This is a genomic window from Methanofastidiosum sp., from assembly GCA_035362715.1.
In the GTDB taxonomy this organism is placed as follows: Archaea; Methanobacteriota_B; Thermococci; order Methanofastidiosales; family Methanofastidiosaceae; genus Methanofastidiosum.
Map to the genome: position 1 here is coordinate 1 of DAOSDU010000002.1, position 26,824 is coordinate 26,824.

The following is a 26,824-nucleotide window of genomic DNA, read 5'->3' on the forward strand; positions in this document are numbered from 1 at the left end:
AGTTTGAAAAGCTCTTGATTGAAAAAAGACACAAGGGATACCCTGTTGTTTTTGATGGCAATCTTTTAGGTATCATAACTATAAATGAGCTTCTCCAAGTTCCAAGGATTAAATGGATCGATACTAAAGTTCAAGATGTCATGGTGAAAGATATAATCATTGCATCCCCGAATATGGAAGTATTTAAACTTCACAACAAACTCACAGAAAAAAAACTTGGAAGAGCACCAGTCCTTGAAAATGGGAAGCTAATAGGATTCATATCAAAAACAGATATACTCAAATTCTCCGAAATACTTATGCTAAAGAGGATTTAAATGAAGGAATTTCTGAAAGTAGGCGATACTAACTACATAATTCTTGGTACTGCGCATGTCTATGAGAAGAGTGTTATTGAAGTCCGGGAAGCAATAAGAGAAGAAAAACCAGATATAGTTGCTCTTGAGCTTGATCCTGCAAGGCTCGATGCGCTCTTGCATAATGATGATAGAAAGCCAACGCTTCGTGAGATGAAAGATTTTGGCTTCAGAAATGCACTTTTGTTACTGTTTATGTCCTATCTTCAGAAGAAGATATCAAGCGATACGGGGATTATGGCCGGAAGGGAAATGATTGAGGCCGCTGTAGAAGCTAGGTCTTTAGGTATACCTGTGGCATTAATCGATAGGGATCTTAGGATAACTATACAGAAGCTCTTAGAAAAAGTTGGATTCAAAGAAAAGGTCATGATTTTAAAAGATGCAATTTTACCTGACAAAGAGTACTCAATTGATTATGTTTATGAAAATCCTGTAGAGTTGATTCATGAAATAAAAGAAAGGTATCCCTTCATATATGAGGTGCTTGTGGACGAGCGTGACAGATTCATGGCAGAAAACTTAAAAAGAATACAGAAGGAAAAGGTTTTAGCTATCGTGGGAGCAGGGCATGTTTCCGGGATAAAGAGATATTTAGGTGAAACAGATGTATAATTTTACTAAAAAAGAAGTTATTGAGCTTGTAGTTGCATGGGCGGCATTGTCCCTTGCATTTGGATTTGCATTCAACGGTGGTGCATTTGCATTAAGCAGTGTCACAAAAATGATATCTTTTATCTCAACCCTTCCAAAATATTTTGTGATAGTGGGTGCTGCTTTTTTGCTTCATGAGCTTTCTCATAAATTTACTGCAATTAGATATGGATACCCTGCCCAGTTTCATCTTTGGCAGATGGGGCTTTTGCTTGCGTTAGGGATGTCCTTTGCTCTTGGAATAGTGTTTGCGGCACCCGGCGCAGTTTACATATATGGATTGACAGATGAGAAGAAAGACGCAAAGATATCTCTTTCTGGACCTTTAGCAAATATGATAGTCGCAGTTTCTACTCTTGCTCTTTTTAGATTTACATTTATCCCTCTATTGGCACAAATTGCATATGTCAGTGCTTTTATTGGTGTGTTCAATCTTTTGCCATTTGGGCCTCTTGATGGAACAAAGATATTCCGTCATGAGAAAATGTGGTGGATTGGACTTATGGCAATTGGAGTTATTATAATCATGACTATATAGGAACTCGTGATGGGAGTTTTCCTCCCCACACAATATCAAAATAATTTTTCGGGTCTGTATCGCCTTCAGTACTGATTAATAGAATTTCTGAATCCTTCCCAATTTCTAGAGCTTTTTTGATATGCATTAAGACACCAAGGCCAATTGCACCACTTTCCCCAGACACTATTTTTCTGTCGCCTTTCAACGGATTTCCTAATGCCCTCATTGATAATGCAGATAGCTCATCCTTACACGAAACAAAGACATCAGAATAGTCAAGGTGAATGCCCCATGCTATTGGATTTGGGACGCCACATGACAATCCCGCCATTATAGTTGAAAGATCTCCTTTTGCCCTGTGAGGCTTTCCATCATTTATCTGAATCGATTCATAAAAACAAGCCGCATTATCAGGTTCAACAATTATCGAGACTGGCCTTTTTTTACCATAGATTGAATTAAAATAACCGACTCCCGAAGCAGAAAAAGAGCCAACACCTGCTTGGAGAATTATATGAGTTGGCATATCGCTACCGTTCTCCTTTATCTCCTCCATAGCTTCATCAAATAGAACAGTATAGCCCTGCATGATCCATCTTGGCATGTCTTGATAGCCTTCCCATGCAGTATCGGATATTACCTGCCAGCCTTCTTTCTCACCGTCTCTTGCCATCTTTTCCACAGCATCGTCATAGTTCCCCTCTATTACAACAGCTTTAGCTCCAGTCTTTCTTATAGCTTCAACTCTCTGAGGAGCTGTACCTTTTGGTAAATAAATAACGGCCTTCTGCCTAAGCTTCATGGAAGCCCATGCGACACCAAGCCCATGATTTCCGTCAGTTGCAGCAGAAAATGTCAATTCACCAATACCTTCCTTAAAAGAGGGAGAAAATATTTCAGAGATAGAAATATTCCTGCCGGCCATTTTCTCTAATGATTTATAAATTGCATAGATCCCGCCAAGTGACTTAAACGAATTAAGGCCAAATCTATACGATTCATCCTTCACCCATATCTTTCCAACACCAATTTTCTCTGAAAGTTTTTCCAAAGGTACTAGAGGCGTCTTATGATACTCCGGCATATCAGAATAGATTGACCTCAACTTTTTTGCCACATCAATAGAAACAAAATCTGTTGAAGTTTTCTTAATCGAGTAATCGCGTGCCCTGTCATTAATAATGTATGATAAATATTCACTCATGCTCGATCCTGACCCCTTCATCAGTTGTTTTAGTTCTGATAGGTATCCCGCCAGAAATCTTTATGGCAGTTTCTACTTCCCTCTGTTTGTTCGGTGCGAGTGCATACATGCACCCACCGCCACCCGCTCCAGTTATCTTTGCACCAAGAGCACCAGAAATCCTTGATGCAAATACAAGCTCTGATAACTCTTTTGTTGAAACGCCAATAGCTTCAAGAAGGCCATTATTGATGTTCATCAAAGCTCCCAGTTCGTTTAAATCACCGTTATCGTGCAATATCTTTTTTCCTTTTTCTGCTATCTCTCCCATGGCATCCATAATGTCATTAACGATTCCAGGATACTCTTCCTTCAACATCTTTACTTTCTCAAGAAGAATCTTTGTGCTTCCTTTTTCTCCAGTATATCCAACTATCAGTGGGAGATTCGGTGCGGAGAATCTTTCAATCTTTCCTTTCTTAAAATAAACTCCGCCACCAAGAGCTGAAACTGCAGGATCAATACCACTTGAGCTTCCCTGAACTTCAAACTCAACTTCTTTTCCCATTCTTGCTATCTCCTCGTTTTTAAGTTTCATTTCAAGAAGTTCTGAAAGAAGCTTTAACGTTGGGACAACAACGGCAGCAGATGAGCCAAGCCCAGCACCAACAGGTATATCTGATTTTATGGAAATTTCAAAGCCTTTTCTTGAACCATATTCAGTGAATATCCGCTCTATAGCTGACTTAACATAGGATACCACAAAGCCAGCCTTGCCATAATCTGTCCCTAAAAAAACTTCCTCTTCAGAAAATGATATACTGAGGCCAGGTATTTTAAGATCATTTGCATGGATTTTGATTATTTTCTCATTCAATAATTTTCCATCGGTATATGTGCGTAAATCTATTGCCGAAGCTATTGCGCCTTTCCCGTAAACAACGGAATGCTCCCCAAATAGGATTATCTTACCTGGTGCAGATACTAGCATCTGATCCCCACCGAGCCGTAACCTACAACAGTGCTATAATCTCCTGACGTTTCATAAGAATTTGAATAATCTAAAATTCTTGCTTTTTTTGCACCTAACTCTTTCATAGATGAAAGCATAGCAGAAAGTGGGCCATAGCCACATGTAGTATACTCCTTACTTTCTATGAATTGATATAATCCGTCTATATCAAAATTCTCTGCCATTTTAAGAATCTCCATATCATTGTTCTTTATCCACAAAAGAGTCTCTTCTTTGCTACCCCTAATTGGGCTATATCCAAATCGACTGCCATAGTGGACCAGATCACTTGAAGCGATTACCCCTAAAGATTCTTTGCTTGATTTAGCAATCGCCTTTCCTATATCAAGGGCCGTCTCTTTATCCTGAATCCCCATGCATATCGGGACAAAAGTAATGTCTTTTTTTATGTATTGTAAAAATGGCAGCTGTACCTCTATTGAGTGTTCATATTTATGGGCGGCAGAATCAACTCCAATGAACCCTGAATTTTCAACTATTTTTGAGGCGAGCTCTTCATTTATTTTTATTTCCCCAAAAGGTGTTTCCCATGACCCTTTATCCATCAGTGCTACAGGAAGACCCAGTCCAGTATGATTTGGCCCAAGGATAACAAAAGTTTCCGGGAGAGAATTTGATAAATAATAGTATGAGTGTGCCTGAGTTTTGCCAGAAAAAACATACCCCGCATGAGGACACAACACCCCGGCATATTTTCCTTCATCGATAAAATCAATATTCCTTTTTGCTTCTTCCATAAAATTTCCAATCATTTTTTGAAGTGCTGATTTGTCTTCTGGATAAAAACTCCCGGCAACATATGGGGGCCGATACATATTTAGTCTTTTGACCTTGAAATTTATATGCCTTTCTTATTATTTTATTTTTATATTATTCAAGATTATCCTTTTTAAATTTCTATAAATGGTAAAAATATAAACATTATCTTTAATCTTCATTAATTTTAAACTTTATTTTTGAGAGAAACATTTATAAGTTGCCAACAAAGATTACACTATAATCTAAGGCGTCGGGACCCGTAGCCCAGCGGATAAGGCGACGGCCTTCTAAGCCGTAGATCGAGGGTTCGAATCCCTCCGGGTCCGCTTATGTTTATTCTAGCGGGGTAGGGCAGCTAGGAGTGCCCGGCGGGCTCATAACCCGCAGGCCAGTGGTTCAAATCCACTCCCCGCTACCAAATTTTTTTTAAGAAAAATTATCTGTTCATTACTCCATAAATAATGGCAATGTACCCTATGATGCTGATTATCAGATCAACTTCACTTCTCCCATAAAAAGAAATCCTCAATACAGTAAAAAGATAAGGAATTGAAAAGAGTGCAAAGCCAATTGCAAAGGATTTGTAAATATCTTTCTTTGCGCTTAGATATTTTAAATAGGACATTATTGAGATTATTGCAGTAAAAATCAGATTAATCAATATTGTCGATGCCACAACAATTGATTTTAATTATATTTTATAAATATTTCCAGTAAGCTTATTCCGGCATTTTTTTTTAAAAATATTTTTTCATCACAAATAGAAAAAATTTTCGATTATTGACCATATTATTAGCCACTTATCCAATAAAATCTTATTTCGGCTAATAACTTACCAAAACATTTTTAAATATCCAATTACATAATAATACGTCGACAATATAATCGGCAAAAAATTTGGAGGTAAAAAGATGGCAAAGTCTATTGTTAAAGAGGAAAACGGTAGGTTTGAACTTACTGAAACATTGCCTGATTCTCAGTTTTACAACAAAGACTTGGCACCTGTACCCTTTGCAAAAAGGACATGGGGATACTACGAGTACATTGCTATATGGGTAGGAATGTCCGTATGTGTTCCAACATGGATGTTAGGTGCAAGTATGGTTGACGCTGGATTCAATTGGGCAATCGTCATTGGTACCATAGCTCTCGGTCAAATAATTGTATTGATTCCAATGGTTCTAAACTCCTTCGCCGGAGCAAAGTACGGTATACCATTCCCTGTTTTCTTGAGAAGCGCATTTGGTATTTACGGGGCCAACATCCCCGCACTGTTAAGGGCAGTTGTAGCCATAGGATGGTTTGGGATCCAGACAATGGTTATGGCCTTCGCAATTGACGGTATCTTAGTAGAATTAAGTCCAGCTGGATACGGTGCAATGACTGGAACTATACCATTTTTCAACTTAAATGCACACACAGTCATATCATTCCTTTTGTCTTGGATAATGACAGTTGTAATTTGTTACTACTCTTCACCTAAGAAATCTGCACCTGGTGTAAAATGGTTGAACGACCTTTCAGCACCATTACTACTCCTTATCGGAATAGGTTTACTCTGGTGGGGATACTCAAATGCAGGTGGATGGGGACCAATTTTAAACCAACCGACAACAGCTTCTATGGCTATTTGGCCAGCATTCTTGACTGCAATGGTAGCATACTGGGCAACTTTAGCGATTAATATCTCGGACTTGACTAGGTTTGCTAAGAATCAAAAAGTTCAGTATATAGGCCAGACACTTGGAATGCCAACAACAATGACCTTATACTCCTTCATAGGGGTAGCAGTCACATCAGCATCAGTTGTTATTTTCGGAAGTGCAATCTGGGACCCTGTAGCTTTGATGATTAAAACTGGAAGTGTATTCTTCATTTACGTTGGATTAATATTCGTCATTCTAGCAACACTTACAACAAACATCGCTGCAAACATGGTTGCTCCAATCAACGATGTAATGCACGTATATCCCAAGAAATTAAACTGGGAAGTTACAACCATTATCATAAGCTTGATAGGTATACTAATGCAGCCTTGGAGATTCTTGGCAGATCCAAATGCATATATTTGGACATGGTTATTGGGATACGGAGCATTCCTTGGACCTGTTGCAGGTGTCGTTATAGCAGACTTCTGGCTTATTAGGAAACAAACTATTAAATTAGATGACATATACAAGAATAACGGATACTATGATTTCAAGAAGACTGCAAACCCAATAATGACCGTGCTATTACTAATATGTGCAGGATTGATTGTGTACTTCTCAACAAAGGGATTAATACTTGGAACAGGATGGCCTTCATGGATTACAACAGCAGTATTAATACTTGGTGTATTGAGTTCAATATACCTTGGATACTCTAAAACACACGGAGTCAATATGGTCGGTGCAGTTTCACTATTCCTTGGGATAGTAGTTTCAATGGGTCTACCTTTGTTAGTTCCAGCAGCAGGAATGTGGACATGGTTCATAGGATTATTTATATCTTTGATACTCTACTACGTCCTCTACCCAGCATGGTATGCAAAGGACTTTAGTCCTGTACCAAAATAAAAAATTTAATTTTTAATTTTTCTTTAATTTTTAAGAAATCTTTTTAATATAATTGAATTAAGTTTTTATGTGATTTTATGATTGAATATTTGTTAGTTTTATTAGTTTTCATTATTTTTGCCATTTGGCATTTAGCCACTTCAAAAGAGTCTTTTAAGAAAATATTTACATCAAAATTTAGATTAAGTCTTTCCTCGTATACTTTGATAAGAATACCTGTTTCACTCTTATTATTGGGCCTTACTTTATACTTTGTATTTTTATATAGGAAAACAACACCTGAGCTTTTTACCCCCCTAAAAGGTCTAATCGGAATAGTTCCGCCTTTGATAGCTATGTGGTTATCTTCTTATGTAACACTTCAAATATCAAAAGCCGATAGACTACCCCAATATTTTGGGATACTCGACACTCCGAAGGTATTCTTCTATGACGGTGCGTATTCTATTTGTAGGCATCCTCTGTATTTTTCATGGCTATTGGCCGTGTGGGGATTCATTATTGCAAGCCCTTACCTTCTTTACCTTGAATTTGCAATCCTGATCACTCTTTTTGTCGTCTACATGTCGAAAGAAGAAGAAAAAGCCATGATTGCTTTGTTTGGAGAGCGATATGTAAATTACACGAAGAGGGTACCGTTTATACTTCCTTACGGGTTTCTTAATAAAACTACTAACGTGAAAAATTATCCAAAACCAATGACAAAATAGGGGGCATTGTCGCATGATTGAAGTTATAGTCTGGATTCTTTTGACATTGGCAATCGGATCTATTTCTGCACTTATTGCCAAAAGATATGGGGTGGAATATATTATCGGGATGTTTGCATGCTTTACTGTAGTTGCCAACATCATTGCATCCAAAATAGTAGTTTTTGGGCCCTTTACAGTCCCTGCGGCAGTCTTAGTCTATTCAACTACATTCTTGCTGACTGATTTTCTTTCAGAATTATACTCTGAGAAGGAAGCAATCAAGGCTGTCTTTGTCGGATTTTTATCAAACATAGTACTCGTTGTTTCAATCTGGGTTGCAGTTCAATGGCAGGCAGCTCCATTTTGGCAGGGTCAGGCCGCTTTTGAGTCCATATTTGGAATAGTTCCAAGAATTGTTTTTGGATCAATGATTGCATATATAGTATCCCAAAATCTTGATGTAAAAATTTTCATGTTTTTTAAAAATAAGTACCCAAAGCACCTCTGGCTTAGGAACAATGCAGGAACGATGATAAGCCAGTTTGTAGATACAATTATTTTCATCACAATTGCATTTTATGGAACTACCCCAATGGATATCCTCTTGTCATTAGTCATAGGGCAGTATATAGTAAAATGGATAATAGCTGTACTTGATACACCTTTTTTATATATTGTAAAATTCATTTACAATAAATATTAATTTCATTTTGATAAACCATTTGATTTATATACTTTTAACTCCTAATAAAAATGGTAGTAATATGGAAGAAGAAATTGACAGGGATATTGATGGGGTTCCAAAGGCAAGACTCAGCAACAGAGATAGTATAATCTTAGCAATATTCTTAATAATTTTCATGATTGTGGCATATATACTCTTCATGTGATTGATACTATGGAACATGTACCTAAATTCAAAATGTGGCTTGAAGACAAAGAAAAAAGATATATTTTGGGAAAGGGAACTGCTGACCTTTTGCTTAAAATTAAGGAGTTGAAATCCATCTCTGAAGCAGCAAACTTTTATAATATATCCTATGCCCACGCATGGAGGAAGATAAGGGCGATTGAAAGGAGTTCTGGTCAAGAAATTATTTCTAAAACTAGGGGTGGGAAAGGCGGCGGCCATTCAGAGTTGACCCCATTTGGTGAAAAGATACTATCTGAGTATACCCAAACAAAAGAGGTTCTTGAGAAGTGTATCAAAAATCTATAACTTCTCTATTATTTCTATAATTTTTTTTATTTGGTCATGATTAATTACAGGGATCCCGTTATACTCTTGAATCTTATTTGAGATTAAACCCGATATGCAGAAAACATCCTCTCTTAAGTCTTTTAATATGTCAGCTTCCTCCCTTGCACAGAGAATTTTTGGACATTTATAATCTCTAAAACCTTCAAGAATAAGGTAATCTGATTCAAACTTATTTAGGAAATCTTCAGTATTTTGATCATAGTATAAGATTGCCTTGCCCTTTGGATAAACTAAGCCAACACTTTTTGCACCAGAATCGTGATGTTTGAATGTATCTGTGCCTTCAGTCTCCAAAGAGAAGTTATCAATATGGATGCTTTTCGCGGATGAAACAGAATATCCTTCTTTGGCCAGGGCATTGATAATTGAAGTTACAACTGTGGTCTTTCCTGATTTCTTAAAGCCATAAACTCCAATTATCTTCATAAAGATAAAAAAAGCTCTTTCTTTATAAATTGAATCATGGCAAAATTTAAAAGTAGTTTTACAAGACAATGTATATGAATAAAATAAAGGTTGAGGTAAATAATATATCAAAGAGTTTTGTTAATTCTGACGATGGGAAACCTCTGCCTGTAATCGAAGATGTTAGTTTTGATGTTTACGAGGGTGAATTTCTTTCCATAGTTGGATCTTCAGGTTGCGGTAAAACAACAATTTTAAGGGTCATAGCAGGCTTGCAACAAGCTGACTCCGGGGAAGTGCTTCTTGATGGGAAAAAAGTGGAATCCACATCTTCAAAAAAAGGGATGGTCTTTCAAGAGTTTGCATTGTTTCCATGGAGAACGGTCCAGAAAAACGTTGAATTTGGTCTTGAGTACAAGGGCCTACCCCCTGAAGAAAGAAAAAAGTTATCTAATAAATTTATTTCAATGGTAGGATTGAGCGGATATGAGAACAGTTATCCTCACCAATTATCAGGGGGAATGAAGCAAAGAGTGGCAATTGCAAGGGCCTTAGTCAATGACCCTGATGTTTTACTTATGGACGAACCATTTGGGGCACTAGATGCGCAGACAAGAAATATTCTTCAAGATGAGCTCTTACGAATCTGGACTGAAACAAAAAAAACAATTATATTTATCACACACAATGTTGACGAGGCAGTTTACCTTGGGGATAGGGTTTTAGTTTTAACCAAAAGGCCTGCAAAAATAAAAAAGGAATTTAAGATAGCTCTTCCTAGAAAGAGAAATAGGACCAATACAGAATTTGTAATGTTAAGGAAAGATATATTGGAAGAACTTATGGCAGAGATTAATATACAGTCCCCTCCATCCACCTGAGAAGTTTTTTCTCCACAACGTATCTGAATACCCAGTTTATTCCTAGTCCTATAAGGCCTAAGACTATCATATAAGAAAGAACGTTATCCATTCTATGGAGGTAATAATACCACCAAATTTTATATCCAAGCCCTTCTTTACTAACCCCAAAAAGTTCTGCCGCAACAAGGCACATCCAACCTATTCCCATTGCAACTCGTAGTCCAACGGCTATATCTGGAAATGAGGAGGGAAGACCAACTGATTTGAGTAAGTCTTTATTTTTGGTGCATCCTAAAACCTTCGCCGCTTCAACTAAGGTTTTTGGGACGCTACTAAACCCTGAATAAGTGTTTGTAAGTATTGGGAAAAATGCCCCGATAAAAATAATAAATCCTGCAGACTGGTGGGTCAATCCAAACCAGACTATTGCAAAAGGTATCCATGCGAGAGGTGGGACAGGCCTTAATAATTCAATTAAAGGGTCCATCAAATTGTCTATTTTCTTAAACCAGCCCATTGCCATCCCAATAGGTATACCAAAAATAATCGCAAAGAACATTCCTATTGCAAAATGGTATAAACTTATGGCTAAATCAGCAAATATCTCCATTCTTACTATCAAATCGTATAAAGATGTAATCGTTTCCGTGAAACTTGGTAGAATAAAAGGATTTTTTACTATAAGGGCTGCAATAATCTGCCATATGGCAACTGCTACGCCAAGTGAAATTATAGTATAAATCCTATACTTTTTTAGAAAATTATCGTATTCATTCATTTGGATAAAAAGTAAAAAATTTATTTAAATATTTATCCTTTATTTTTTAGAGACTTCGTCGTAAAGCTTTGTATCTACAAGGTCGTTTACAGTAAGAAGTTTTTTTGTGTACCCAAGATCGTAGTGCTCTTTTGCATATGCTTCCATGAAAATAACTATGTCGTGTGGATTGTGAATGAATGTTGTGTCCGAGTTTTTCATAGAATACAAGACAACTTCTTTGCTCAATCCAAGTTTCCTTGAAGCTATCTCTGCTGCCTCTTCAGGATTGTCTTTGATATATTCTGTGGCTTTGATGTGAGTGTTTATAATTTCCTTTACGAGTTCTGGATTCTCCCTCATCAGTTTTCCGCTGACTAAAAGTACGCAACAGGCATGGCCAGGCCACATTTCACCGGACTCAACGACGCTCTTTCCATTACCATTTATTTCTAGAAGAGCAGGTGAAGGATGGGGTAAGAACACTGCATCAATTTGTTTTGCTGTTAAAGCGGTAGTTGCATCTCCCGGCCCCATGGCTTTTATATCCACTTTTGAAACATCTATTCCGTTGTCCATTAACCATTTCTTTAATACCATATCCTGTATTGATCCAGGTGGAAATGTACCTATTTTTTTCCCTATAAAGAACGACGGGCCAGTATATTCACTTTCTGGCCATATGGCTATATCTGATCCCTGTGTCTGGGCAGCAGCAACTATTTTAGCATCTAGGCCTTGGTCAATTGCTGGTATTGGGGGTGTTGCACCTACATAGGCTATGTCAATCTGCCCACCTAGCATTGCCTGCATTTCTGGAGGCCCAGAAGGAAATTCATAATCTGTTACTTTTTCAATCCCGTACTTCTTAAGGTCGTTTAGCCACCACCCCTTTTCCATTGCAATCATTTCTGCAATCTGGTGGGTGCTTGGCTGGTAACCTATTTTAAGTTCGGTCATTTTTTTTGTATCATCTGTTCCTTGCCCTACACATCCTAAGAGGAGTGTCGAAGCAATCAAGATAGAAGCGATTATCCCAAATATTTTTTTCATTTAATTCACCTGTATGGTAATCATTATTCTAATATATAAATTTTTCTATTATAGTATAAAATTATTACCCAAAAGTATAAATATGAGAACTTTTAATATACATTAAGGTGATAAGTTGGGGTATACAGAATCAGAAAGATTAAAGGAAATCATATTTTTTACTAATGATAGATTTAAAGTTGAATTGGAATCACTTTTAGTAAAAAGCTTTGGGAGCATCAAAAATTTTTCTGAAATTTCGGGAATACCACTTCCAACTATCTATAAGATTTTTTCCGGTGACAGGGAACCAAACCTCAAAACACTAAGAAAGATTCATGAAGTCCTAAAAGAAGGAGAAGAAAAAAATAATAAATTCATTGCATTGATTGCCTCAAGGCCTGTTCTTAACATGCTTGATGAGAGTTATGTTTCAGATAGCGATAATAAATATCTGATAAAGGAGTATTCTGCAACTAGCATCGAAGAAGTATTTATTCAGTCTATTCGGGCAGAAAGGGATGGTGCAAGTGCACTTGTTTGTGCTCCGATAGTAAGCTCGATTGTAGAAAAAGTCGTGACGATCCCAGTAGTTACGATAATGCCCCAAAAAAGTATTCTAATTGCTCTAAAAACTGCAGCTAAGAAATTAAAATCATGATTAACCTATAATAAGATTTAAATATCTCCTTTTTCTAATAATAACGGGACAATATAGGTGAAATTATGAAAAACAAAACAAAAATAATATCTTTAATTTTAGCAACAACTTTGTTTCTTGGACTTTTAACAACTACAACAAGTGTACCATTTGTCATAGACCCTCTTCCATTACTTCCCTTGCTATTACATACACCCGATGCTGGGTTAAGCGGAAGCTTGACAAGTTCGGGGTCAAGTTATGGTAGCGGAACGTATACAGCAGGAGATCAAGCTGGAAACTTGCAAGTCAGATGTTTCTTGAGTTTTGACATATCTTCCATCCCTGCAGGCTCTACTATCACTTCTGCAACTCTTGGGCTCACAGATAATACAATAACTTTAGGCAATCCTTTTGCTACTTTAGGTAATCTAAGGGTGTATAATGTAGATTATGGGACTAGTTTAACAGTATCTGATTTTAATGGGCCAAAGTTATCGACAGTATGGTCTGGTGGCTCGGCTCCAAGTGACGTGATGGACGTTAAGTCTGAACTCGCAAATGCAGTTGCATCCGGCAAGAAAAATCTGCAGTTTAGGATAGAATATACAACTACAACAGACAACGATGGCCAAGTTGATAGGATTACTTTCAACAACCCCACTTTATTATACTTCTATAGTTCTCCATCTAGCAAACCTGATTTAAAAATTACTAATATCGAAAAAGGCGCTTCCAATATGGTCGTGGTGACCATTGCAAACAGTGGTGCAGGGGATTACACTGGAGAAGTTGGACTAAAGATTTGGTTTAACGGAGTTACTAAGTTTGATGGTACTGGAAATGTTAATATGCCTGCTGGATCAACAGCCACAGTTAATTTTCCATCCCTGATACTCCCCGAAGGTTCTACGACTGTAAAAGCAGGCATAGATCCGTCAAATACAGTTTCAGAGGAAACTGAAACAAATAATGAGCGTACTCAAACCTTAACTGTGTCTATAACACCTACACCAACACCTTCAAACAATCCTCCACAGGCAAATGCAGGTGCCAACAAAACTTCAAAAGTTGGTCAGTCAGTCAGCTTTAATGGTTCTAGCTCTACTGATTCAGATGGCACCATAGTTAGCTATGCATGGGACTTTGGAGATGGAGGTAGTTCAGCTGGATCAATAGTAAGCCATGTATACGCCTCACCTGGAACATATACTGTTTCGCTAACAGTCACAGATAACAATGGAGCCACAAATACTGATACAGCTATTGCCATAATCACAGAAGATTCAACTACGCCGCCGGCTACTACAAATAAACCTCCAAAAGCAGATGCTGGAAGCGATGCCAAAGTAAAAGTTGGCGAAGCAGTACACTTTGACGCTTCAAAATCTACAGATTCTGACGGAACAATAACAAAATATGCATGGGACTTTGGAGATGATAGGGATTCAGATGAAAAGGAGCCTCTCCACTCATATGCAACACCGGGCGTTTACAAAGTGACTCTAGTTGTAACAGATAACAACGGAGAAACAGACAGAGATGTAATCTATGTCACAGTTGAGCAAGAATCAAGCTCACCTATCAAAGGCGTACCTGGATTTGAGGTTCCTGGTGTATTGGGCGCAGCAGCATTAGTCTATTACTACTTCAGAAGACGGAAGAACTAATTCTTTTTTATTTTTATATTCTTTTTTTCAGTTAATTATTTAAATTATTTTCAAACGAGTTAAGTAGGGAGTTTTTATGGTCAAATCTAAGGGGAAAAAAGATAAACAAATCATTAGTAAAGAAAAATTTTCTTTTAAGGGAATTAATAGTTTTGATAATTATCTTATCATTATCGGTCTCGCACTGTCTGTAGTTATTGGATATTTTATGAGGTCTTGGCCTCTAAGATTTAATAGATTATTGGGTTATGACCCGTATTTCTTCTTAAGAGAAGCTGCTTACTACCTATCCGGGGGGATCCCCCAGATAGACCCAATGGCACCAACTGTTGCCAGATCCTTTGTGGCTGAAGACTTGCAAGGTCTCCCTATATTGACCTCAATTTTATCAAAGGTAACTGGCGCCGATCTCCTGAAAGTCCATATGTATCTCCCGATATTCATAGGTGTAATAGGCGCAATCCTGATATACTTTGTTGCATTAAAAGCATGGGGAAATAAATATGTCGCAGTTATATCATCTTTCTTCCTTGCAATAATGCCTGCTTTTATCTACAGGACTGCCGGAGGGGGATTGTGGAAGGATACAGTCGGCTCATTTTTCTTTATTCTTTTCATGCTGTTAGCCATGTTTATCATTAAAGAAAAGGAAAGAAACAAAACTATATTATATGGAGTACTATCTCTTATAGTTTTGATTTTATACGCAAACACATTTGGTAATTTCTTCTTTATTCCCCTAATAGTTGCAACTTATGTCCTTTTCAAACCTTTCATCAAAGAAACTAAAAAAATCAAAAATCTTACACTCAAAGACAGAATTATAAAGGACATCGATATGTGGATTTTGGTGGGAGTTTGTCTTGTTTCATTGATTTATGCCAACTTTTTGATACCTACGTATAAATTGGAGTCGCTTAGAATTTATCTTGCACTACTAGGACTGGGGTTTGCATCCATCATTAATTTATCTGGGTATTTTGCGAAAGACAGGAGATATTACATTGTTTTTATGGCTGTGCTTTCTGTCATCCTTATTGCAATAGCTGAGTTTGTGCTAAACTACAACATATTGGGATATCTATTCAAGAGTATCGATATCAGCGGGATATCCGGCCAGGGCCAGTCAAGTACATTCTCTGACTTTTTGGATAAATTTTACTTATTCCCGATAATGGCGGTAATAGGTGCGGTATACGGAATATTCCAGATTCTTAATAATAAAAATGCCAAACAAACTCTCTTTATTTTGTCAGCTTTTGCATTTAATACTTTCATGTCTTACCAGATGCTAAGAAACGCATTCTTTGGGGGTATTACCTTTGCAATAATAGCTGCATTTGGATTTATGGGAATTTATGACTTCTTAACAAGTAAGTTCTCAAAAGAGAAGGCACTTCCTATCACTATAATTGCTCTTATTATATTCAGTTCTCTGTCTCTCTATAATCCTTTGGATCAGAGGTATGGCGGTTCAATCCCATACAGGACTTCTCAATCCCCTCACCTTGATGACAACTGGCTCTCTGCACTCCTGTGGTTAAATGAGAATACCCCGCAGGAAGAAATAGTCTGCAACTGGTGGGATTATGGGTACTGGATACAGACAGTTGGAGGAAGGAGAACAATTTCAGATGGTATGCGAAGCGGGATGGATCCATGGATAAGCGGGTTTGGAGAGTTTCTTGGAGCTACTGATTCCACCGGTATTCAGAAGATTACAGCAATGGAGCAAGAAGCATACAGGGCAACTGGGAATAATTTTAAGATGAACTATGTTCTTGTGGACCAGAGCCTTTTAGTTAAAACTAGCGTACTTAACAGCGTGATAGGAAGGGATACGTTTAGAACTGCTTATTTCTATTTCAAAGGTACATCAAAATTGAACAATGCAACTACATATGTATATGAAAGCGGTGCAACTAGACTTTTCCTAGTCACTGGCGATACAAATACTTACTGTTACATAGAGCAGAATAATCAGCGTTACGGCGTTTCAAACTTTGTCATTGAAAATCCGAATGAAAAGAACTTTGTATATGAGAATGTTCAGTATACTTTCCAATCGATACCCCAGATAATTTACATCACACCTCAAAATGCTATCATGATGCCTGAAACTATCAAAGATACTTTATTTGCAAGACTTATTGTTTACGAGAGTGGTCTTCAAAACTATAATCTGGTATACGATAACGGCTATGTAAAGATTTATAGAATATTAAGATAACAGCTGATACTATGCAAACTTACTTAACTTTTTTTATTTCTATAACTGTCAGTTTTTTAGTTACTTTTTTTCTTATACCTAAATTCATTCATAAATTTGCAGAAGAAGGCCACGTGGTAAAAGATTACTATAAAACTAAAAAAACTCTTGTTCCAACAATGGGAGGTCTTCCTATACTAATGGGGGTTCTATCCTCTTTGATTATAATCCAGCTTTTTTTCCCGCAGATTGAGGAACTTTTGATATTTTATTTTGTGATCTTTATTTATGCTATTTTTGGATTGGTGGATGACCTTGTGAATGTGGGGAGGAAAATAAAACTCATTGCCCCTTTCTTTTTAGCATTTCCGATAGCGCTCCTAAATCTTGATACAAATCTCTCACTTTTATTCATAGAGATAGAACTCGGGATATTATTCTCCTATATCATAGCCCCCCTTTACGTCATGGTTGTTTCAAACTTAGTAAATATGCATTCAGGATTCAACGGGATTTCAGGGGGCGTCACCACAATACTTTTGGCGTTCTCAGCCATAGCATCTTTTATAAAATATGATTACATTGGCCTTGTTTATATCGCACCGATACTAGGGGCAATGATAGCTTTCATGTACTTCAATAAATACCCTTCAAGGATATTCTTGGGAAATATCGGTACCCTTATGATAGGGGGGGCTCTTGGAGGATTTATTATATTCCAGAATATGGAGATATTTGGGGTAATAATACTAATACCCCATATAATCAACTTCCTAATGTTTGTCTACTGGAAAATACGCGGGTATCCCCATATTAAATTTGGAAAAGTAGATCAAAATGGAATACTTCACGTTCCGAATAATCTTACCGTGAAATGGTTTTTACCTTACTATTTTCCCATGACTGAAAAAAAAGCCATACTTCTATGTTACTTGTTTTCTGTCATGTCTGGTATAGCTGGGGTATTGTACGTTTTACCAAGATAACCATCAGATAATTTTAAATTCTTTTTATTATACTATTTTTCTATGGCAGATTACTTTATTCATGAAACTGCTGAAATTTCTAAAGGTGTTATAATTGGCAAAAATACCAAAGTTTGGCATCAATCACAGATTAGGGAAGGTGCAAAAGTAGGTGAGAACTGCATTATAAGCAAGTGTGTTTACATCGACTTTGATGTGAAGATTGGGAACAATGTTAAGATTCAGAATGGTGTTTCTGTCTACCATGGTGTTGAAGTTGAAGATGATGTTTTTTTGGGCCCCCATATGACATTTACAAACGATTTATACCCAAGAGCTTTCAACAGTAACTGGGAGCTTGTTACTACCCTCGTTAAGAAAGGGGCATCTATTGGAGCTAATGCCACTATAATATGTGGAACTATTATTGGAGAATATGCTATGGTGGGTTCAGGTGCAGTAGTTACAAAGAATGTTCCAGCATACGGACTTGTATTTGGAAATCCCGCAAAGCTTAAAGGTTTTGTCTGCAAATGTGGTAGAAAAGCAGTCAAAATTGGTGACGAGAAAGATAAAGTTTTAATGGAATGCACAGTATGCAAGACTACCTTTTATTTGAATAAAGAAGACTATGAAATTATAGAGGAATAAAAATGATACCAATTGCAAAACCATCTATAGATCAAGAGGAAATAGAAGCAGTCAAATCTGTATTAATGAGCGGAAATATCGCCCAATCAAAAAAAGTTGATGAATTTGAAAAACAATTTGCAGATTATATCGGAACAGAATATGCAATATCTACCTCTAACGGAACAACAGCTTTGCATGTTGCCCTTCTTTCAAACGGCATAGGGAAGGGAAATGAAGTTATAACTACCTCATTTACCTTTGTTGCAACAGCCAACTCTGTCCTTTTCACAGGTGCAAAACCAGTCTTTGTTGATATAGATCCAAATTCCTTTAATTTAGACGCTTCTTTGATAGAAGATAAAATTACTAAGAAGACTAGGGCAATAATGCCCGTTCACTTATACGGGCAAGCGGCAGATCTAAAGGCAATAAATGAATTATGTGAGGATCATAATCTAATCTTAATCGAAGACGCCGCCCAAGCGCACGGGGCAAAATTTGACGGAAAAAATGTGGGTTCATTTGGTACAGGATGCTTTTCATTCTATCCAACAAAAAATATGACAACTTCAGAAGGCGGAATGATCACAACTAACAACAAACTAGTATATGAAAAAGCAAGAAAGTTTAGAAACCATGGCCAGGAGAAAAGGTACTATTATGATGCACTGGGATTTAACTTTAGGATGACTGATATTTGTGCAGCTATCGGTATTTGTCAGCTGAACAAACTTGATAGATTTAATAAAACTAGACAAAAAAATGCAGAATATTATTCAAAAAAATTATCCAAACTAGATTACTTGCAATGTCCAAAAACTAATCCAAGTAATGAACATGTTTTTCACCAGTATACTTTGAGGATAAAAGATGGCAGAAGGGATGAAGTAATTAAAGGTCTTGAAAAAGCTGGCATAGGATATGGAATTTACTACCCAATGCCTCTACATAAGCAGCCTTTATATCTTGAACTTGGGTACAAGGATAAACTAAAAGAAACAGAAAAAGCTGCAGAGGAAGTTATATCATTTCCTGTTCACCCATTATTAAATAAAGAAGAAATTGAACATATTGTTTCGTTCTTTGAGGAATTCAAATGATTAAAATTGGAGTAATAGGCGCCGGAGTTATGGGGGGTCACCACATAAGAAACCTTGCGTCGATGGATGTTGAGCTAGTTGGCATATCAGACATTGACAAAAAAAGAGTTACTGAATTATCCGATACTTTTAACACAAAAGGGTTTTTAGATTACAAAGAGCTTGTAAAAGGGGGCATAGATGCTGCTGTCGTGGCCGTTCCAACAAAACTCCATAAGACCGTATGCGACTATCTTATCGAAAACGGCGTTGATATCTTAGTTGAAAAGCCAATTGCAGATACAGTTGAACATGGTAAGGAAATAATTGACAAGGCTAAGAAAGAAGATATAAAACTCTCAGTTGGCCACATCGAAAGGTTTAATCCGGCTATTCAAAAGCTAAAGGAATTAATAAAAAATGACACACTTGGAAAAGTTGTCACAATGTCTTCAAAGAGGGTCGGACCTTACAATCCAAGAATAAGGGATGTCGGGATTATTATTGATTTAGGCGTTCATGATATAGACATAATGTCTTTTTTATTGGAAGAAAAAGTAAAAACAGTATATGCAACAGGTGGCAAAAGAATACATCCTTTTGAAGACTTTGCGACAATTCTAATGACCTTTGGAAATACTTGCACAGGGTTAATTGATACCAACTGGCATACTCCTCATAAAGTTAGGAGTCTTACTGTTGTTGCAGATAAAGGCATAGCCGAAGTTGATTATATTGAGCAGAAGCTTGTTTTATTTGACAAAGAGTGGGAAAAGGATGCGAAGATTGAAAGAAAGGAGCCATTGGCAATAGAGCTTGATTGTTTTATCAATTATCTAAAAAAGAACACAGCACCTCCAGTTTCAGGTGAGGAAGGCCTTCATGCGCTTGAAGTTGCAATCTCGGCAATAGATTCTTATATGTCTAATAAAATAATAAAAATTTAATTTATCCTTTTCCAACACCTTTGTAAATGAATCCTTTTTTTATCATTTCTTCTTTATCAAAGATATTTCTTCCATCAATTATTATTGGGGTCTTCATCAATTCCTTGATTTTGTTTAGATCAAGATTTTTGTATTCAGAGTGTGCTGTGACAAATACTAGGGCATCTGAGTCTTTTACACAACTGTAAAACTCCTTTTTTATTTCAAGCCCTTCATAGCTCTTGACAAAGGGATCGTGAACCTCAACAATTGCACCCTTTTCCTTTAGTGCATTAATTACACCTAAGGAAGGGGTGTTTCTGGTATCATCAGAATTCTCTAGGTAGGCAAATCCGCATACTGTAATATTTTTGCCTTTGGCATCCATTCCTTTTTCTTTTAAGGCATCTGTCAAAAGCCCAGCAGTGTGGGAAGGCATCTTTTTATTTAGATTTCTTGCAAGTATCATAAGTTCAGGAGTTAGTATACCTTTTACGCCATAAGAAAGTAATAGTGAGTCTTTTGGGAGGCAGTGCCCACCAACACCTGCACCAGGTAAATGCATATTCCTGTAAGGTGCTTTGTTTACTAATTCCCTTACTTCGTAGACGTTAATTCCAAGTTTTTCACAGATCAATGCAACTTCATTAGCAAAAGCTATCTCAACATCTCTGTAGGCATTTTCCGTTGTTTTTACAACTTCAGCGGTAATGCAGTCTGTCGGATAAAGCTCTCCTTTGACAATATGGGAATAAAGTTGAAGCATTCTCTCTCTTGTTTCTTCGTTTATTCCACCACATACTCTGGACAGATTTTCAATGTTATAGAGAAGTTTTCCAGGCATTACTCTTTCGGGGCAGTTACCAAGTAAGAAATCCTTGCCTGCTTTCATTTTTGAAGTATTTTCTAGGATTGGTTTCACCAAAGTTTCCATAGTTGTGGGGGCTATAGTAGATTCTACAATGACCAATGAGTTTTTTGACATATTTTCAGCCACACTCTTTAGAGCAGATTTCAATGAATCATACTTTGGCTCCCATTTATCAGAATCAAAAGGAGTTTCGACACAGATTAATATCGCATCAGCAGTTTTACATGCAGAATAATCGGTAGTTGCGACAAGTTTTTTATTCTTCACAACTTTTTCTATAAGCTCTGGTAAATTTGGCTCATCCCCTTCTATGGGGCATAATCCCTTGTTTATAAGGTCCACTTTTTCCTTCGTTCTGTTTATCCCGACTACATTAAAGCCTTTATCAGCAAACATAGCGGCAACAGGGATTCCAACGTAACCTGTTCCTACAATGACAATATTTTTAAACATGTTATCCTCGAATGAACAGATATACAAACCCTAAATAAATCTTTTGGACATCCTATTTTATGATTGAATTCTTTGAAAAGAATGTTTTAAATTAGTTTTTGATTATTTCTATTGTTTATCGATAATATTGATATTTGATTTTTAATGTTATTCATTATAATTATTTTTTTTAACCAATAAAATACTATATTAAATCTCAATTATTAATTTTAATTACCGAAAACTTTATATAGTAAGAGTAACTAAATACTAATAACTAAAGATTAATCGTTCAATATGTGTAATCGATGGTGATAAATGTGGGTTGGAGAAAACAGTTTGAGTTGAGAAACGAGAGAATTGATTATATTAGAAATCTTCTTAAAGAAAGGACAAAATCAGGTAAAGATTACTTTATTCAAGAACTTGTAAATGAAACAAGAATTCCTAGAAGCACAGTAGAGAGATACCTTTACGAGTATCTTGAAAAAGAAATTGAGATTTACTACGAAGGTCCACTAAAAAAGATAAAATACGTTGGCAAGGAAAAGCAAACTTAAAGATTTTCTCTTCTTAGAAGTAATCCGTCTTCTCCGTTTTCATAGTAATGTTTTAATCTGTTAGTAATCTTAAATCCAAGATTTCTGTACATTGATAGTGCGGCAACATTGCTGGCCCTAACTTCAAGTTTTAATCGAGTTATACCTTTTTTCTTATAGACGTCGATCAATCTTTTCATAAGAAATGTTCCCACGCCTTTTTTTTTGTAATCATCTCTTATTGCAATTACTAGTATATGCCCTTCTCTTTTCTGCACTATACCTATTACAAATCCAATAACAACTTTGTCATTTTCTACAACAAGAAAAGTATCTCTGTGGAATTCATATAGAAAGTTTATTACCTCGGGTGGGTAAGGGTAATCAAAATTCTGGTATTCTAAATCTATAACTGTATATATGTCATCTGGCCCTACATTCCTAACGATCATTTTCGTCCCCTATGACCTTAGAGAATTCCTGGCCTTTTCCAAAAGAAGCCCTATATCCACTTGGTGTTTTTTCTAAATCTTTAACTTCAAAAAAACGCCATCTTCTGACAAATCTCACTGCAAAGTATGGCACAGCGCCAAATGTGTTGCAGAACTCCTTTAGCTTTTCAACATCTTCATCTTTGAAATAGCATCTCTCCTCTGCCCTTATCTTTACTTCTATTCCAAGGTATTTCTTACCATTACCTGCGATTATATCGGGATGAGGGTATAGCTGCCCCCTTCCAGAACCAGGCATCCTAAGGGCGGCATATCCGTTTTCCCATAATTTCTTTACCAATGATACTTCTGAGTTTCTCCCTCTGTTGTACATTAAGATCTCCTTATAATAGAGTCAATTTTAGCCTATCTGGCCTTGGCTCATATACGTCTCCCTTCTGCTTTAACTCATCAATTATCTTACGGGTAAATGAATCACTGATATTCTCTGCTCTTGCTTCTTCATAGACTTCGCTTGTAAGAGCACCTTCATTGTTGCTCTTCTTATCTAAATTAGAAATGATGTCCATTATCACAGTTATTTTGTCCCTCTGGGATTTTGGTCTGCCAGTCATAATCATGTCTATGTCTATCTCTCCAGTTTCTGGATCTTTGCCTATCTCTTCAATTGATTTCATGTATAACTGAATAATATCTTCAACATCTTCGACCATAACTTTATTCGATAATCTCATCCTAGCCCTTGCCTCTGATAATCTTATCAAAGATTCAAGCTGTCTTGCAGTGATGGGGATCGGGGTATTTTTCTCTTCGCCCTTTTTCCTTATACTGACATAAAACTCTAGAAGCCTATTTTTTGCTTCATCTGTTAAAGTAATCTCCTTGATGGTCTTTTTTGAATAAATGGCATATTTCCTTATATCCTCAGTTTCCAATACCGGCATTATTGAATCTATTTCATTTGAATGAAGTCTTAATATATGCTCTGCAATTTTTTTATCCTCACTTTCCTTTGGTTTATCTGTCAATATGAAAATCAAGTCGAACCTTGAAAGGAGGGTAGGCAAAAGGTCTATCTGCTCCCCAAGAGGTTTATAGCTATCGAATCTTCCTCTCTTTGGATTTGCAGCTGCAAGTATGGAAGCCCTAGCGTTTAAAGTTGCAATAATGCCTGCTTTAGCAATTGAGATAGTTTGCTGTTCCATAGCTTCGTGAATCGATGAACGGTCTTCATTAGACATTTTATCAATTTCATCGATACAGGCAATACCATTGTCTGCAATAACAAGGGCGCCAGCTTCAAGTGCAAAGCTACCTGAGCTTTCGTCCCTTATGACGGCGGCAGTAAGACCAGCGGCAGAAGTTCCTTTACCGCTTGTATAAATTGATCTTGGTGCAACAAGATTAATATATTTAAGAATCTGTGATTTGGCAACTCCAGGGTCACCAACGAGGAGTATATGTGAATCTCCTCTTATTCTTGTTTTGTCATGCAGGACCCTTGCCTCACTTGAGAACATTTGTAATGCAACAGCATACTTAACATGCTGATTTCCAAAAATTGAAGGGGCAATAGAATTTGTTATATTTTCGCAAATTTTAGGATCAGAGGCCAACTCCAATATCTTTTCTTCATCCTCCTCTGATAGTTCTAAATCTTGGATATCCTTCTCTTTTATCCCAATACTATTAACTTCTATGGATTTATTGAAGGTAGTTTTCTTGCCCCCGCTTTTGGGCCAATTTTCCTGAACTGTTTTTAGAATACCAACTATATTTACAACATTTCCGGCCTGAGCGGTATCAACTATATCGTCCTTGATTATACAATCCATAATCCAGGGAAGTCGACCTCCCTTTAATTTCTCAGGCTTCTCTTGAATCTTTATATTTTGCCAATCAACAAACTTTGAATAAGCCTTTACCAACTTGAAAGGACCGTTTCTCCCACAAGCCGGATTTGAACAAGTCACTGGAGTTTTGAAACTCGGTGAATCTTGCATAACAGTAAGATACTCCCCACACCTTTCACAACTAAACACAGCCTCGACTACTTCAGGTTTAACTTCTGTAGTCCTCCTTACAACACCTTCAATCTGGATAAATTTATTGATGTGTATAGCTCTGATATCTCTAATATCAATCTTCTCAGTTGGGGGCAAATCGACAAATCTGGCCGTGAGCCTTTTCTCAGTCTCAGCACCATAAACTTCCTTTAAAGCTACACTTGGACCTGTTAGAATTTGTTCAGGTTCCTTCAAAATTTGTTCTGAAAGGTCAAAGTCAAAATCAATAACATCATCAAAATCGATATAAAGGGAGCTTTTTCCTTCCATCTTCATTTTGTCTATAAGCTTTTTGTACTTAGGTTCACTCACATCAGGATAAGCTTCATAGAACTCCTTGAACCTATCAACAACTTCCTCGTAGCTATATTTCATATTTTTCTCCCTTTACGATACTCTCATTAAATTTTATCCACTTTGATATTTCTCCACCAATCAATGAACTGAAAATTAACTCCGATTCATGGACTTCAATTTTTTGATTTTCAATTAAGAGGGCTTTTAAAATTTTTTCGGCCCTAAACCTTAGGAAGTTTCTTAATGCGGTAGCACTGTCGCTATATGCCTTTTTATCAATTTGAGATAGATTTTCTTTACTTTTTAGGTATCGCTGGGATATCCTCGCAAAGGCATAAAATTTTTCTTCCAACTCTAGCATCTTTTCTGAGGATCCCTCTTCCTTTAACATTTTCCTGTAATCTACGGAGTTTAATGGTACTATATCTACCAATCCTTCATTTATTAAAACTTCAACTTCAAGAAAATGAAGGTCATAATCCCTCCCTTCTTCATATGTTTTATTATGAAGGCTAAAAGTCTTTTTTACTTTAAAAGGGATTAGATTTTGTTCTGACATATTCTCTTAAGTTCATGAGACTAAGGTTTTATAAAAGCTTTTATCTTATTCTAAAATAATCGATACGATAAAAATATATACTCAGATTAAGAGGTCGTGTTCAGTTATAATTTTCTTGGAGGGATTGATTGCAAAAAAAGATTGAGGAAATAAGAAAATCCCAAGGAAAACTCCTTGTTAAAAATGTCAAATATTCATGGGATAATCTCCCTTACTACAAACAAAAAATGAAAGAAGCAGGTGTAAAACCTGAAGATATCAAAGGATTGGATGATATATCTAAACTTCCTTTTCTATCTAAAGCAGACCTTAGGCATCACTACCCATATGGCTTGATAGCTACGCCCATTGATAATGTTGTAAGATTCCATTCCTCTTCAGGTACGACCGGTATTCCAACAGTTGTGCCATATACCAAGAGGGATATAGAATTATGGGCTGAGCTAAATAAGAGGTGCCTTGAAACAGTTGGTGCAACCCATAAAGATTTAGTTCAAGTTAGCTATGGATACGGATTATTCACAGGAGGCTTGGGTCTTCATTATGGCGCAGAGAGATTGGGAGCTGCAGTAATCCCTACAAGCAGTGGAAACACGATGAGGCAGATTAAGATACTAAAGGACATGAAAACAACTACACTTGCCTGCACGCCATCTTATGCATTGATGCTTTCAGAAGTTATCAAATCTACTGACCTAAAACTCGATGAACTATCTTTAAAGAGGGGGGTATTTGGCGCAGAGCCCTGGTCGGAAAATATGAGAAAGAGGATAGAAAAAGGCCTTGGCCTTGAAGCCTTTGATATATACGGGCTTACTGAGCTTTGCGGGCCTGGTGTCGGTATTGAGTGCTCTGAGCACAACGGGCTTCACACATGGTCTGACCACTTTATTGTCGAGACAATTGATAAAGATGGGAATAAGACAGATGTAGATGGTGAGGGAAAAGGTGAGCTAGTTTTCACAACGCTGCAGAGAGAGGCAATGCCAGTCATGAGGTATAGAACAAAAGATTTATCTTGGATAACATGGGAAGAATGTGCCTGTGGATTATTGCATCCTAGAATTGGGAGGATCACAGGAAGAAGCGATGATATGTTAATAGTCAGAGGAGTCAATGTTTTCCCAAGTCAGATAGAAGAGGTCCTAATGGCGTTAAAAGGCGTTGGTGACCATTACCAGATAATAGTCGATAGAGATATTTTAGACAGTCTGATGATAAAAGTTGAAGTTACAAATGAAATTTTCTCAGACAGTATATCAGAACTTATAACGCTTGAAAAAGAAATCAAGAAACGGCTCTTTGAAATGTTGAGCTTAAGTGTTGATGTTGAACTAGTCGAGCCAGGCCAGATACCAAGACCTGAGGGGAAAGCAAAAAGAGTAATTGATTTAAGAAAGGATATGTAGGTGT

30 protein-coding genes and 2 tRNA genes are annotated in these 26,824 nt (G+C 36.9%); 20 read left to right on the forward strand and 12 right to left on the reverse strand.

Annotated features, from left to right (window positions below; all coding sequences use genetic code 11):
* The 3 genes from PLI06_01325 to PLI06_01335 form a co-directional block, all read left to right on the forward strand.
* On the forward strand, positions 1-317 hold a 317-nt coding region (locus PLI06_01325), incomplete at its 5' end, for a CBS domain-containing protein (GenBank protein HOI76241.1).
* Positions 318-971, forward strand: a complete 654-nt coding sequence (locus PLI06_01330; GenBank protein HOI76242.1) for a TraB/GumN family protein — start codon at positions 318-320, stop codon at positions 969-971.
* The gene (locus PLI06_01335; GenBank protein HOI76243.1) at positions 964-1,548 is read left to right on the forward strand and encodes a site-2 protease family protein; all 585 of its coding nucleotides are present in this window, start codon (positions 964-966) and stop codon (positions 1,546-1,548) included. The genes PLI06_01330 and PLI06_01335 overlap by 8 nt, the downstream gene beginning before the upstream one ends.
* On the opposite strand, the gene PLI06_01340 is transcribed toward PLI06_01335, so the two are convergent.
* Genes PLI06_01340 through PLI06_01350 form a run of 3 tightly spaced genes read right to left on the reverse strand, consistent with a single transcriptional unit; the run spans position 1,541 to position 4,561 of the window.
* The gene (locus tag PLI06_01340) at positions 1,541-2,734 is read right to left on the reverse strand and encodes a diaminopropionate ammonia-lyase (protein HOI76244.1); all 1,194 of its coding nucleotides are present in this window, start codon (positions 2,732-2,734) and stop codon (positions 1,541-1,543) included. The genes PLI06_01335 and PLI06_01340 overlap by 8 nt on opposite strands.
* A complete protein-coding gene (mvk, locus tag PLI06_01345) occupies positions 2,727-3,704 on the reverse strand; it encodes a mevalonate kinase (GenBank protein HOI76245.1) in 978 nt (325 codons plus the stop codon). Before mvk ends, PLI06_01340 begins: the two co-directional genes overlap by 8 nt.
* Entirely contained in the window at positions 3,698-4,561 is an 864-nt protein-coding gene (locus tag PLI06_01350; protein HOI76246.1) for an MEMO1 family protein, read from the reverse strand. The genes mvk and PLI06_01350 overlap by 7 nt, the downstream gene beginning before the upstream one ends.
* A gap of 197 nt (positions 4,562-4,758) precedes the next feature.
* Here PLI06_01350 and PLI06_01355 point away from each other — a divergent pair.
* Positions 4,759-4,831 (forward strand) — tRNA-Arg (locus PLI06_01355).
* Positions 4,832-4,845: 14 nt separating this feature from the next.
* A tRNA-Met gene (locus PLI06_01360) sits at positions 4,846-4,923 on the forward strand.
* Between the two features lie 18 nt (positions 4,924-4,941).
* Here the strand turns inward: PLI06_01360 and PLI06_01365 are convergent.
* The gene (locus PLI06_01365; protein HOI76247.1) at positions 4,942-5,181 is read right to left on the reverse strand and encodes a hypothetical protein; all 240 of its coding nucleotides are present in this window, start codon (positions 5,179-5,181) and stop codon (positions 4,942-4,944) included.
* Between the two features lie 235 nt (positions 5,182-5,416).
* On the opposite strand from PLI06_01365, the gene PLI06_01370 reads away from it, so the two are divergent.
* The 5 genes from PLI06_01370 to PLI06_01390 all read left to right on the forward strand — a co-directional run bounded on the left by PLI06_01370 (position 5,417) and on the right by PLI06_01390 (position 8,974).
* On the forward strand, positions 5,417-7,063 hold the full coding sequence (locus tag PLI06_01370; protein HOI76248.1) for a cytosine permease: 1,647 nt from the start codon (positions 5,417-5,419) through the stop codon (positions 7,061-7,063).
* A gap of 77 nt (positions 7,064-7,140) precedes the next feature.
* Positions 7,141-7,773 carry a methyltransferase gene (locus tag PLI06_01375; protein ID HOI76249.1) on the forward strand — a complete coding sequence of 211 codons (633 nt, stop codon included), beginning with the start codon at positions 7,141-7,143 and terminating at the stop codon, positions 7,771-7,773.
* A gap of 13 nt (positions 7,774-7,786) precedes the next feature.
* Entirely contained in the window at positions 7,787-8,458 is a 672-nt protein-coding gene (locus tag PLI06_01380) for a queuosine precursor transporter (GenBank protein HOI76250.1), read from the forward strand.
* Between the two features lie 61 nt (positions 8,459-8,519).
* Positions 8,520-8,645, forward strand: coding sequence for a hypothetical protein (locus PLI06_01385; protein ID HOI76251.1), 126 nt, complete (start codon positions 8,520-8,522; stop codon positions 8,643-8,645).
* A gap of 8 nt (positions 8,646-8,653) precedes the next feature.
* Positions 8,654-8,974: a LysR family transcriptional regulator gene (locus tag PLI06_01390; GenBank protein HOI76252.1), complete on the forward strand. Its 321-nt coding sequence runs from the start codon at positions 8,654-8,656 to the stop codon at positions 8,972-8,974.
* On the opposite strand, the gene mobB is transcribed toward PLI06_01390, so the two are convergent.
* Positions 8,969-9,442: a molybdopterin-guanine dinucleotide biosynthesis protein B gene (gene mobB / locus PLI06_01395; protein ID HOI76253.1), complete on the reverse strand. Its 474-nt coding sequence runs from the start codon at positions 9,440-9,442 to the stop codon at positions 8,969-8,971. The two genes, PLI06_01390 and mobB, sit on opposite strands and share 6 nt — an antisense overlap.
* Before the next feature lie 74 nt (positions 9,443-9,516).
* Between mobB and PLI06_01400 the strand changes: the two genes are divergently transcribed.
* On the forward strand, positions 9,517-10,302 hold the full coding sequence (locus PLI06_01400) for an ABC transporter ATP-binding protein (protein ID HOI76254.1): 786 nt from the start codon (positions 9,517-9,519) through the stop codon (positions 10,300-10,302).
* Here PLI06_01400 and PLI06_01405 read toward each other — a convergent pair.
* Both PLI06_01405 and PLI06_01410 read right to left on the reverse strand, forming a co-directional pair.
* Positions 10,274-11,062, reverse strand: a complete 789-nt coding sequence (locus tag PLI06_01405; GenBank protein HOI76255.1) for an ABC transporter permease — start codon at positions 11,060-11,062, stop codon at positions 10,274-10,276. The genes PLI06_01400 and PLI06_01405 overlap by 29 nt on opposite strands.
* A 39-nt stretch (positions 11,063-11,101) precedes the next feature.
* Positions 11,102-12,094 (reverse strand): ABC transporter substrate-binding protein, encoded by a 993-nt coding sequence (locus tag PLI06_01410; GenBank protein ID HOI76256.1) that lies wholly within the window; start codon positions 12,092-12,094, stop codon positions 11,102-11,104.
* A 115-nt stretch (positions 12,095-12,209) separates the two neighbouring features.
* On the opposite strand from PLI06_01410, the gene PLI06_01415 reads away from it, so the two are divergent.
* From PLI06_01415 to PLI06_01445, 7 genes are all read left to right on the forward strand, one after another.
* A complete protein-coding gene (locus PLI06_01415; protein ID HOI76257.1) occupies positions 12,210-12,734 on the forward strand; it encodes a helix-turn-helix domain-containing protein in 525 nt (174 codons plus the stop codon).
* A 65-nt stretch (positions 12,735-12,799) separates the two neighbouring features.
* Positions 12,800-14,383 carry a PKD domain-containing protein gene (locus tag PLI06_01420; protein ID HOI76258.1) on the forward strand — a complete coding sequence of 528 codons (1,584 nt, stop codon included), beginning with the start codon at positions 12,800-12,802 and terminating at the stop codon, positions 14,381-14,383.
* A 76-nt stretch (positions 14,384-14,459) separates the two neighbouring features.
* The gene (locus PLI06_01425; protein ID HOI76259.1) at positions 14,460-16,613 is read left to right on the forward strand and encodes a hypothetical protein; all 2,154 of its coding nucleotides are present in this window, start codon (positions 14,460-14,462) and stop codon (positions 16,611-16,613) included.
* 11 nt (positions 16,614-16,624) lie between these two features.
* Positions 16,625-17,578, forward strand: a complete 954-nt coding sequence (locus tag PLI06_01430) for a UDP-N-acetylglucosamine-1-phosphate transferase (protein HOI76260.1) — start codon at positions 16,625-16,627, stop codon at positions 17,576-17,578.
* 42 nt (positions 17,579-17,620) lie between these two features.
* Positions 17,621-18,208: an acyltransferase gene (locus tag PLI06_01435; GenBank protein ID HOI76261.1), complete on the forward strand. Its 588-nt coding sequence runs from the start codon at positions 17,621-17,623 to the stop codon at positions 18,206-18,208.
* Between the two features lie 2 nt (positions 18,209-18,210).
* Positions 18,211-19,290 (forward strand): DegT/DnrJ/EryC1/StrS family aminotransferase, encoded by a 1,080-nt coding sequence (locus PLI06_01440; protein HOI76262.1) that lies wholly within the window; start codon positions 18,211-18,213, stop codon positions 19,288-19,290.
* Positions 19,287-20,216, forward strand: coding sequence for a Gfo/Idh/MocA family oxidoreductase (locus PLI06_01445; GenBank protein HOI76263.1), 930 nt, complete (start codon positions 19,287-19,289; stop codon positions 20,214-20,216). The genes PLI06_01440 and PLI06_01445 overlap by 4 nt, the downstream gene beginning before the upstream one ends.
* 1 nt (position 20,217) lies before the next feature.
* Here PLI06_01445 and PLI06_01450 read toward each other — a convergent pair whose 3' ends face one another.
* Positions 20,218-21,519 (reverse strand): nucleotide sugar dehydrogenase, encoded by a 1,302-nt coding sequence (locus PLI06_01450; protein ID HOI76264.1) that lies wholly within the window; start codon positions 21,517-21,519, stop codon positions 20,218-20,220.
* Between the two features lie 299 nt (positions 21,520-21,818).
* Between PLI06_01450 and PLI06_01455 the strand changes: the two genes are divergently transcribed.
* Positions 21,819-22,058 (forward strand): hypothetical protein, encoded by a 240-nt coding sequence (locus PLI06_01455; protein ID HOI76265.1) that lies wholly within the window; start codon positions 21,819-21,821, stop codon positions 22,056-22,058.
* On the opposite strand, the gene rimI is transcribed toward PLI06_01455, so the two are convergent.
* Genes rimI through PLI06_01475 form a run of 4 tightly spaced genes read right to left on the reverse strand, consistent with a single transcriptional unit; the run spans position 22,055 to position 25,411 of the window.
* Complete coding sequence (gene rimI / locus PLI06_01460; protein HOI76266.1) at positions 22,055-22,489, reverse strand: ribosomal protein S18-alanine N-acetyltransferase; 435 nt, start codon at positions 22,487-22,489, stop codon at positions 22,055-22,057. The two genes, PLI06_01455 and rimI, sit on opposite strands and share 4 nt — an antisense overlap.
* Positions 22,479-22,862 carry a Holliday junction resolvase Hjc gene (gene hjc / locus PLI06_01465; protein HOI76267.1) on the reverse strand — a complete coding sequence of 128 codons (384 nt, stop codon included), beginning with the start codon at positions 22,860-22,862 and terminating at the stop codon, positions 22,479-22,481. Before hjc ends, rimI begins: the two co-directional genes overlap by 11 nt.
* Before the next feature lie 10 nt (positions 22,863-22,872).
* Positions 22,873-24,930, reverse strand: a complete 2,058-nt coding sequence (locus PLI06_01470; protein HOI76268.1) for a minichromosome maintenance protein MCM — start codon at positions 24,928-24,930, stop codon at positions 22,873-22,875.
* Complete coding sequence (locus tag PLI06_01475) at positions 24,920-25,411, reverse strand: hypothetical protein (protein ID HOI76269.1); 492 nt, start codon at positions 25,409-25,411, stop codon at positions 24,920-24,922. Before PLI06_01475 ends, PLI06_01470 begins: the two co-directional genes overlap by 11 nt.
* Positions 25,412-25,539: 128 nt before the next feature.
* Between PLI06_01475 and PLI06_01480 the strand changes: the two genes are divergently transcribed.
* Entirely contained in the window at positions 25,540-26,820 is a 1,281-nt protein-coding gene (locus PLI06_01480; protein HOI76270.1) for a phenylacetate--CoA ligase, read from the forward strand.
* The last annotated feature ends 4 nt before the right edge of the window (positions 26,821-26,824 follow it).

Bases quoted from the DNA above. Each gene is read 5' to 3' on its own strand.
- PLI06_01330 (HOI76242.1), top strand. From the start codon at position 318: ATGAAGGAATTTCTGAAAGTAGGCGATACTAACTACATAATTCTTGGT.
- PLI06_01335 (HOI76243.1), top strand. From the start codon at position 964: ATGTATAATTTTACTAAAAAAGAAGTTATTGAGCTTGTAGTTGCATGG.
- PLI06_01340 (HOI76244.1), bottom strand. From the start codon at position 2,734: ATGAGTGAATATTTATCATACATTATTAATGACAGGGCACGCGATTAC.
- mvk (HOI76245.1), bottom strand. From the start codon at position 3,704: ATGCTAGTATCTGCACCAGGTAAGATAATCCTATTTGGGGAGCATTCC.
- PLI06_01350 (HOI76246.1), bottom strand. From the start codon at position 4,561: ATGTATCGGCCCCCATATGTTGCCGGGAGTTTTTATCCAGAAGACAAA.
- PLI06_01370 (HOI76248.1), top strand. From the start codon at position 5,417: ATGGCAAAGTCTATTGTTAAAGAGGAAAACGGTAGGTTTGAACTTACT.
- PLI06_01375 (HOI76249.1), top strand. From the start codon at position 7,141: ATGATTGAATATTTGTTAGTTTTATTAGTTTTCATTATTTTTGCCATT.
- PLI06_01380 (HOI76250.1), top strand. From the start codon at position 7,787: ATGATTGAAGTTATAGTCTGGATTCTTTTGACATTGGCAATCGGATCT.
- PLI06_01385 (HOI76251.1), top strand. From the start codon at position 8,520: ATGGAAGAAGAAATTGACAGGGATATTGATGGGGTTCCAAAGGCAAGA.
- PLI06_01390 (HOI76252.1), top strand. From the start codon at position 8,654: ATGGAACATGTACCTAAATTCAAAATGTGGCTTGAAGACAAAGAAAAA.
- mobB (HOI76253.1), bottom strand. From the start codon at position 9,442: ATGAAGATAATTGGAGTTTATGGCTTTAAGAAATCAGGAAAGACCACA.
- PLI06_01400 (HOI76254.1), top strand. From the start codon at position 9,517: ATGAATAAAATAAAGGTTGAGGTAAATAATATATCAAAGAGTTTTGTT.
- PLI06_01405 (HOI76255.1), bottom strand. From the start codon at position 11,062: ATGAATGAATACGATAATTTTCTAAAAAAGTATAGGATTTATACTATA.
- PLI06_01410 (HOI76256.1), bottom strand. From the start codon at position 12,094: ATGAAAAAAATATTTGGGATAATCGCTTCTATCTTGATTGCTTCGACA.
- PLI06_01420 (HOI76258.1), top strand. From the start codon at position 12,800: ATGAAAAACAAAACAAAAATAATATCTTTAATTTTAGCAACAACTTTG.
- PLI06_01425 (HOI76259.1), top strand. From the start codon at position 14,460: ATGGTCAAATCTAAGGGGAAAAAAGATAAACAAATCATTAGTAAAGAA.
- PLI06_01430 (HOI76260.1), top strand. From the start codon at position 16,625: ATGCAAACTTACTTAACTTTTTTTATTTCTATAACTGTCAGTTTTTTA.
- PLI06_01435 (HOI76261.1), top strand. From the start codon at position 17,621: ATGGCAGATTACTTTATTCATGAAACTGCTGAAATTTCTAAAGGTGTT.
- PLI06_01440 (HOI76262.1), top strand. From the start codon at position 18,211: ATGATACCAATTGCAAAACCATCTATAGATCAAGAGGAAATAGAAGCA.
- PLI06_01445 (HOI76263.1), top strand. From the start codon at position 19,287: ATGATTAAAATTGGAGTAATAGGCGCCGGAGTTATGGGGGGTCACCAC.
- PLI06_01450 (HOI76264.1), bottom strand. From the start codon at position 21,519: ATGTTTAAAAATATTGTCATTGTAGGAACAGGTTACGTTGGAATCCCT.
- rimI (HOI76266.1), bottom strand. From the start codon at position 22,489: ATGATCGTTAGGAATGTAGGGCCAGATGACATATATACAGTTATAGAT.
- hjc (HOI76267.1), bottom strand. From the start codon at position 22,862: ATGTACAACAGAGGGAGAAACTCAGAAGTATCATTGGTAAAGAAATTA.
- PLI06_01470 (HOI76268.1), bottom strand. From the start codon at position 24,930: ATGAAATATAGCTACGAGGAAGTTGTTGATAGGTTCAAGGAGTTCTAT.
- PLI06_01475 (HOI76269.1), bottom strand. From the start codon at position 25,411: ATGTCAGAACAAAATCTAATCCCTTTTAAAGTAAAAAAGACTTTTAGC.